This is a genomic window from Ilyobacter sp., from assembly GCF_041583315.1.
GTDB lineage: Bacteria > Fusobacteriota > Fusobacteriia > Fusobacteriales > Fusobacteriaceae > Ilyobacter.
Window position 1 is genome coordinate 1 of the sequence record NZ_JBFHGC010000305.1, and the last position, 3605, is coordinate 3605.

The following is a 3605-nucleotide window of genomic DNA, read 5'->3' on the forward strand; positions in this document are numbered from 1 at the left end:
ATGTAACTCCAGCAGTAGCAGATGCTATATCAGAAGGTCATAAACTTATAAATAAAAGACTTTTAACTGTTATTGTGCCTTCAGATAAGGTGAAAACAGTTGTGGATACAATAATAAGCGTAAATAAAACTGGTAATCCAGGAGACGGTAAAATATTTGTAATGCCTGTAGAAGAGTCATACAGAATAAGAACGGGAGAATCCGGAGAGGGAACAATTTAATAAACATAGGGGGTGGAATAATGGCATTAGAAGATAAAGTCAAAGGCATGCTGGAAGAATACCCGGCAAAGACCATGAAAAACAGAAGAAAACATATTTTCGTAAAAGATTCCCTATTGGGAGATCAGGAAATAGAGGCGGATACAAGAACAGTACCTGGAATAATGACAAACAGAGGTTGTTGTTATGCCGGATGTAAAGGGGTTGTAATAGGACCTTTAAAAGATATGGTGCATATCGTTCACGGACCGATAGGATGCTCTTATTATGCTTGGGGAACAAGAAGAAATAAAGCTGAGGCAGACGATGACGGGAAAAACTATCTAAACTACTGTTTCTCAACAGATATGCAGGAAAGTGACATAGTCTTTGGAGGAGAATCAAAACTTGAAAAGGCCTGTGAAGAAGCTTTTGAGATTTTCAAGCCAAATGCAATGACAATATCATCAACATGTCCAGTGGGACTTATAGGAGATGACGTTCATGCAGTGGCAAGAAGAATGCAGGCAAAATTGGGAATAACAGTTTTCGCAATGAGTTGTGAAGGATACAAGGGAGTCAGCCAATCTGGAGGACACCATATTGCAAATAATTCACTTATGCAGCACGTAATAGGTAAGGGTGAAAAAGACATCAGTGGTTTCAAAGTAAACATACTAGGAGAATATAATATAGGTGGAGACGGTTGGGAAATCGGAAGAATCCTGGACAAGATAGGATATACCGTTATTACGATAATGACTGGTGACGGAAGTTACGAAACTATGAAGGATGCTCACAAGGCAGACCTTAACCTGGTACAGTGTCACAGATCAATAAATTATGTGGCAAACATGCTTGAAACTAAATACGGTACACCATGGTTAAAAGTTAACTTTATCGGATTTAATTCAACGATAGAAGCTCTCAGAAACATGGCAAAATTCTTTGGAAACGAAGAGCTTACAGCTAAGACTGAGCAGGTTATAAAAGAGGAAATGGCAGAGATAAAAGATGAAATTGAAAAATACAGAGCTCAGTGTGAAGGAAAGACAGCTTTCTTATTTGTAGGAGCTTCAAGAGCACATCATTATCAAAATTTACTATCTGAAATCGGAATAGAAACATTGGCTGCAGGATATGAATTTGCCCACAGAGATGACTATGAAGGTAGAAAGATAATACCTAAGATTAAATCAAATGCAGATAATAAAAATATAGAAAATATAACAGTGGAAAAAGATGAGAAAAACTACAAATTATACCTTACTCCTGAAAAATATGAGAAGCTCAAGGAAGAGATGCCGCTGGGTGACTACAAAGGTATGATACACGATATGAAAGACGGAACTATATTAGTTGATGACCTGAATCACTATGAAACTGAAAAGATGATAAAATTCCTAAAACCGGATCTGTTTTGTTCTGGGGTCAAGGATAAATATGTAGCTCATAAAATGGGAGTAGTTGCCAAGCAGCTTCACTCATATGACTACAGTGGACCTTACGCAGGATTTAAAGGAGCGGTAATTTTTGCAAGGGATGTAGCAGCTGGTCTGACTACACCGACATGGAGTTATATAACTCCACCTTGGGATAAATCCCCTATTTTAGAAGGAGAATTAGGAGGTGAAGCAGCATGTTAGATTTTACACCAAAAGAGATAACGGAAAGAAAAGCCTTAACCATAAACCCGGCTAAAACTTGTCAACCTATAGGGGCAATGTATGCCTCACTTGGAATACATGGATGTATGCCTCACAGTCACGGTTCACAGGGGTGTTGTTCATATCACAGGATGCATCTTACTAAGCATTTTAGAGATCCTATTCCTGCAACTACAAGTTCATTTACAGAGGGAGCATCTGTATTTGGAGGAGGATCCAACTTAAAAACAGCTCTTAAAAATATCTTTACAATTTATCAACCTGAAATTGTCGCAGTTCATACAACGTGTCTTAGTGAGACTATAGGTGATGACCTTACTACTCTTATTCAAGAGGGAAAAGCACTTATTCCTGAAGGAAAGCATGTAATACATACCAATACACCAAGTTATGTAGGGTCCCACATTACAGGATTCTCAAATATGGTTAAATCTATAATCGACTATCTTGCAGAGGGAGAGGGAAAGGGAGCCAACGGTAAGATAAATATCATACCTGGATTCGTTAATCCTGGAGATATGAAAGAGGTAAAAGATCTTCTTGGGAAGATGGATGTACCACTTACAATGCTTCCAGATACTACAGGAGTGGTGGATTCTCCAAATACTTCTAAATTTAAAATGTATCCAGACGGGGGAACAACAGTAGAAGAGATCAAAGATTGCGGAAATGCAAAGGCTACAATCGCATTGGGTAGTTTTGCATCAGCAGATGGAGCCACAGGACTGGAAAAAAAGTGTGGTGTACCTTCAGTGACTCTCAAGATGCCTTTAGGAGTAAAGGCTACAGATGAGTTCTTAATGGAAGTTACAAAAATTACAGGAAAGCCGGTTTCTCCTGAGATTGAAAGAGAAAGAGGGCAACTAGTAGATACTATGGTTGATACTCATCATCAGTTCCACGGTAAGACAGTTGCTATATTTGGAGATCCTGACCACGTTATAGGAATGACAGAATTTGTAATCAGTCTAGGGATGATTCCTAAATTCATTCTTACAGGAACACCTGGAAAATCTTTTGATAAGCAGATAGAAGCAATACTTGAAGAATCTGGAATAGATAAAGAATCAATTAAGTATAAAAATGCAGGAGACCTCTTCCTTTTACATCAGTGGATAAAGAATGAGCCTGTTGACTTGATTATCGGAAATACTTACGGGAAGTACATTTCAAGAGCAGAGGATATTCCTCTAGTAAGATTTGGATTCCCTATATTAGACAGAATTGTTCACTCTTATTTTCCAATTGTTGGATACAAAGGTGCAATGAGACTTATGGAAAAAATAAGTGATGCTTTGCTTGAAAGACAAGACAGAGACGCAGCAGACAAAGATATGGAGTTAACAATGTAAATTTTATCTGAGGGTCATACCTTTTCGGAGGTATGACCCGATAAAATAAATTGGTTAATGTAAATCATTAATTGAAATTTTAAGGGGCAATGTTTTATATCAATCAGATTGTTTTATTAAAGAGGTGGGAAAAATGGATAAAAAAAGTATAGACGGTAACCTTGCGTTAATAGAAGAAAGAAAGGATTTTATTGTCTGCAATAAAAAGGACAAGGGGAAAAAGATAAAATGTGATGCTCAAAGTGCAGCAGGTGCCGAACATAATGGCACCAAGATCATGACGGCGAACTGGGGCGGCGGTATCTCGAAGAACCCGTACATGTCGTTCAAGTTCAAAGGCGCCGCCGCCGGCGACAAGATCCGCATTGCCTGGGTCGATAACCAGG

Annotated in this window: 4 protein-coding genes; all 4 read left to right on the plus strand. The window is 38.4% G+C overall.

Annotated elements, in window-relative coordinates; genetic code table 11:
* Positions 1-221: P-II family nitrogen regulator (locus tag ABZA26_RS10330; RefSeq protein ID WP_372714446.1), on the plus strand; the 221-nt coding region annotated here is incomplete at its 5' end.
* Between the two features lie 20 nt (positions 222-241).
* A complete protein-coding gene (gene nifD, locus ABZA26_RS10335; protein ID WP_372714447.1) occupies positions 242-1846 on the plus strand; it encodes a nitrogenase molybdenum-iron protein alpha chain in 1605 nt (534 codons plus the stop codon).
* Complete coding sequence (nifK, locus tag ABZA26_RS10340) at positions 1840-3219, plus strand: nitrogenase molybdenum-iron protein subunit beta (protein WP_372714448.1); 1380 nt, start codon at positions 1840-1842, stop codon at positions 3217-3219. The genes nifD and nifK overlap by 7 nt, the downstream gene beginning before the upstream one ends.
* A gap of 133 nt (positions 3220-3352) precedes the next feature.
* Positions 3353-3605 (plus strand): thiosulfate oxidation carrier complex protein SoxZ (locus tag ABZA26_RS10345; protein WP_372714449.1); only part of this gene is annotated, 253 nt, incomplete at its 3' end.